The 4,085-nt window shown below is 76.7% G+C and carries 3 protein-coding genes and 1 pseudogene; 3 read left to right on the top strand and 1 reads right to left on the bottom strand.

Annotated elements, in window-relative coordinates:
• Both VIU94_RS40340 and VIU94_RS40335 read left to right on the top strand, forming a co-directional pair.
• Nucleotides 1–1,574, top strand: a 1,574-nt coding sequence (locus VIU94_RS40340; RefSeq protein ID WP_331919896.1) for a CHAT domain-containing protein, incomplete at its 5' end; no start/stop codon positions are given.
• A gap of 30 nt (nt 1,575–1,604) precedes the next feature.
• Complete coding sequence (locus VIU94_RS40335; protein ID WP_331919894.1) at nt 1,605–2,111, top strand: DinB family protein; 507 nt, start codon at nt 1,605–1,607, stop codon at nt 2,109–2,111.
• A 27-nt stretch (nt 2,112–2,138) separates the two neighbouring features.
• On the opposite strand, the pseudogene VIU94_RS40330 reads toward VIU94_RS40335, so the two are convergent.
• Nucleotides 2,139–3,260 (bottom strand): annotated as a pseudogene (locus VIU94_RS40330) (MFS transporter); the annotation flags it as partial.
• 186 nt (nt 3,261–3,446) lie between these two features.
• On the opposite strand from VIU94_RS40330, the gene VIU94_RS40325 reads away from it, so the two are divergent.
• On the top strand, nt 3,447–4,085 hold a 639-nt coding region (locus VIU94_RS40325; RefSeq protein WP_331919892.1), incomplete at its 3' end, for a LysR family transcriptional regulator.

Below are 4,085 nucleotides of genomic sequence, written 5' to 3'. Positions count from 1 at the left end.
GGGCCGGCAACTGGGCCATGGAGCGCGGTGACGCCGAAGCCGCCCTCGCCGCGTACGAGACGGCCGTCGAGCTGCTCCCGCTGGTCGCCCCGCGCGAGCTGGCCCGCCGCGACCGGCAGTACACCCTGCGCCGCACCGCCGGTCTCGCCGCCTCCGCAGCGGCCGCCGCCGTCTCCGCGGGCCGCCCCGGACGGGCCGTGGAACTCCTCGAACGCACCCGGGGCGTGCTGGCCGCCGACGCCTTGCGCACCCCGGACGCTCCCCTCGCCGCCCTGCGTCGTGACCATCCCGAACTCGCCGCCGAGTTCGAGGAGCTGCGCCTGCAGAGGAGCCCGGCCCTGTCCGAGGGCTCGGCCGAGCAGCGGCTGCGGCACGGCGCCCGCTGGACCGCACTGCTCGCCCGCGTCCGCGCCCTGCCCGGACATGCGGACTTCCTGGCCGGGCCGTCGCTCGCCGAGCTGAGGGACGCGGCCGCCGACGGTCCCGTCGTCCTCCTCTACGCCACCCCCTGGCGGTCCGACGCCCTGATCCTCGACCCCGCCGCGCCCCCCGAGAACCCGGTCGCCGTCGTGCCGCTGCCGGACCTCGTGGCCGAGGACGCGGGCGCCCGTACCGAACGGCTGCGGGCCGTGCTCGCCGCCGACGACGAGCCGGACGACGACGCGTTCGCGGCCTTCGCCGCCCAGGAGCGGGCCCAGCGCGAGCTGCACGACACCCTCGCCTGGCTCTGGGACGCCGTGGCCGCCCCGGTACTGGAGCGGCTCGGCGTCGACGGCGCCGCCGACCGGCCCGCACCGCGCCTGTGGTGGTGCCCGGTCGGCTTCCTGTCGTCCCTGCCGCTGCACGCGGCCGGCCGGCACCGCGAGGAACCGCCCGCCGGCCGCCGCCGTGCCACCCTCCTCGACCGGACCGTCTCCTCCACCACCTCCACGCTGCGGGCCCTGGCGCACGCCCGGACCCGCCCCGCCGCCCCGCCGTCCGCGGGGACGCTGGTCGTCACCCTGCCCGAGACCCCGCACGCGGAACGCCTCGGCCACGCCGAGACCGAGGCGGCCCGCGTGGCCGAGCTGCTGCGTCCCGCCGGGCCGGTCACCGTGCTCAGGGGCCCCGCCGCCACCGCATCCGCCGTGCTCGACGCCCTGCCCCGGCACGGCGTCGCGCACTTCGTCTGCCACGGCCTGACCGACCCGATCGACCCGTCCGCCAGCCGACTGCTCCTCGCCGACCACGTCGAACGCCCGCTCACCGTCGCCGCGCTCGCCGAACTACGCCTCCAGGACGCCGAGTTGGCCTATCTGTCCGCGTGCAGCACCGGCGTCACGACCTACCGCCTCGCCGACGAGGCCGTGCACATCACCGCGGCCTTCCAGCTCTGCGGGTACCGGCAGGTCGTCGGCACGCTGTGGCCCGTCGCCGACGCGGCGGCCGCGGCGGTCGCGGAGGGCTTCCACGCCCGCCGTGCCGCGGGCGGCGGCAGCGGTGCGCACGCCCTCACCGGCACGCTCGTCGAGCTGCGCGACCGCTATCCGGCCACCCCCAGCCGCTGGGCCGCCCATGTGCACACCGGGGCCTGAACTCGCCCGTCGCGCTGCCATGATGATCCGATGAACGAAGATCGACGAACCGCCCCGCCCTACGCCGGCGACGAGCGCGCCACGCTGACCGGACTGCTCGACTTCCAGCGCGAGACCCTCGCCCTCAAATGCGCCGGCCTGGACGCCGACCGGCTCCGGCGCAGAGCCGTCGCGCCCTCAGGACTCTCTCTGCTGGGCCTGGTCCGGCACCTCGCCGAAGTGGAGCGCAGCTGGTTCCGCGACATCTTCGCCGGGGAGGACAGCCGGAGCCCCTGGACCGCCCCCGGGGCCGCGGAGTTCGCCGACTTCGACGTCGACGACGCCGACCCGGACGAGGCCTTCGCCGTCTGGCGCGCGGAGTGCGCCCGATCCCGCGCCGTCGTCGACGCCGCCGCCTCCCTCGACGCCGTCACGCACTTCCGCGGCGAGACCTACTCGCTGCGCTACATCCTCGGCCACATGATCGAGGAGTACGCGCGGCACAACGGCCACGCCGACCTGCTGCGCGAGCGGATCGACGGCGCCACGGGCGAGTGACCGCACGGGCCGTACGAGGGCCGGGGCGCCGACCGCCAGGAATCCCGCCGCGGCCAGCAGGGTCGCGGTCCAGCCGTGCGCGTCGTACAGCCAGGACGCGGTGAGCGTGCCGAGCGCGCCGCCGCCGAACGACGCCAGCATGAAGACGGTGTTGACCCGCGCGGCGGCCTCCCGGCCCACCGCGAGGACCCGGGCCTGGGAGGCGATCTGGCTCGCGCTGGTGCCGAGCACCAGCAGGTTGCAGCCGACGGCCAGCGCGGCGGGCGAGTGCGGCAGCAGTGCCATGACGGCGAGCGACACGGCGACGCAGCCGAACGCCCCGGCGTTGACCGCGCTCGTACCGTGCCGGTCGGCGAGCCTGCCGGCCGCCGCCGACAGCAGCGCGGCCGGGACGCTCGCCAGGCCGAACAGCCCCGCCGCCCCCGCGCCCAGACCCAGCGGCGGCGCGGCCAGATGGAACGACAGCGCCGCCCAGAAGACGCTGTACGCGGCGAACACCGACGCGCCCAGCAGCGCCGCGACCCGCACCTCACGGTGCGCGGCGAGCAGCCCGGGCAGCCCGGCGAGCAACCGGCCGTACGACATCCGTGCGCCGGTCGCCGCGGGGATCCTTCGGGCGGGCAGCCTGCGCGGCAGGACGAGCAGCAGCGCGCCGGTCGCCGCGGCCGCCACCAGGTAGGCGGCCCGCCAGCTCCCGCTCAGATCCGCCACCGCGCCCGAGACCGTGCGGGACAGGGTCGAGCCGAGCGTCAGCCCGAGCCCGATCAGGCCGACCACGTGCCCCCGGCGCTCCGGGGCCGCGAGCGACGCGCCGACCGGGGTGAGGATCTGCGGCAGCACCGTGGTCGTCGAGAGTGCGAGGGTGGCGAGGACGAGGGTCGCCGCGTTCGGCGCGGCCGCCGCGACCAGCAGTCCCGCGCAGGTCAGCGCGAGCAGCACGGACGTCAGGCGGCGCAGGTTCACCGCGTCGGCGAGCGGCGCCAGGAACAGCAGGCCGGCGGCATAGCCGAACTGCGCGGCCGCCGCGACGATCCCCGCCGTCTGCGCCGACACGTCCAGGCCGCGCGCGACGGCGTCGAGCAGCGGCTGCGGGAAGTAGAGGTTGGCGACGGTGACCCCGCCCGCGACGGCGAACGCCAGGACCGGCACGGATCCGTGGGCGGCGGCGGGGGAGGACGTACGGGCAGGGGCGGACACGGCGGAGGATCCTCCAGGCGGGACGGGGTGGTTCGCGACGGGGCGGTACGCACCAGCCTCCGCCCGGCCCGGCGGCCGATCAAGGTGAGAGAATGGAACGGTCGTTTAGCCGCATTCAACGATCGGGGGGCGGTGCCGGTGCTCGAACGCATCGAACTGGAGGCGTTCCTGAAGCTCGCCGAGGAACTCCACTTCGGCCGCACCGCCGAACGCCTCGGCGTCACCACCGGCCGCATCAGCCAGACCGTCAAAAAGCTCGAGCGCCGCGTCGGGACGCCGCTGTTCGAGCGCACCAGCCGCACCGTGCGCCTCACCGACGTGGGCCGGCGGCTGTACGACGACCTCCGGCCGGCCCGCGAGCAGATCGAGGCCGCACTCGCCCGTGCGACCGCCGCCGCGCGGGGACCTGCGACGACCCTCCGGGTCGGCTTCGTCACCCCGTGGGGCGGCGAGCGCGTCGCCCGCGCCGCTGCGCAGTTCCAGGTCCCCGGCTGCGCGGTCGACATCCAGGAGGTCCAGCTCGACGGCGCGTTCGGGGCGCTGCGCGAGGGCGCGCTCGACCTCCAGCTCGCCGCCTTCCCCGTCCGGGAGCCCGACCTCACCACCGGCCCCGCCCTGTGGTCCGAGCCGCGCGTCCTCCTCGTCCCCGCCGCCCACCCGCTCGCCGCCCGCCCCACCGTCTCGCTCGAGGACCTCGCGGAGCTGCCGCTGGTGACCGCGGCCGGCGACCACCCGGCGTACTGGCTGGACGCGCACCACCCGCGCCGCACCCCGTCC

Origin of the sequence: Streptomyces sp. (assembly GCF_036566765.1) — a bacterium.
Taxonomy (GTDB): Bacteria; Actinomycetota; Actinomycetes; order Streptomycetales; family Streptomycetaceae; genus Streptomyces.
Note: the sequence above shows the minus strand (reverse complement) of the source record. Positions and strands in the feature narration are given on the sequence as shown.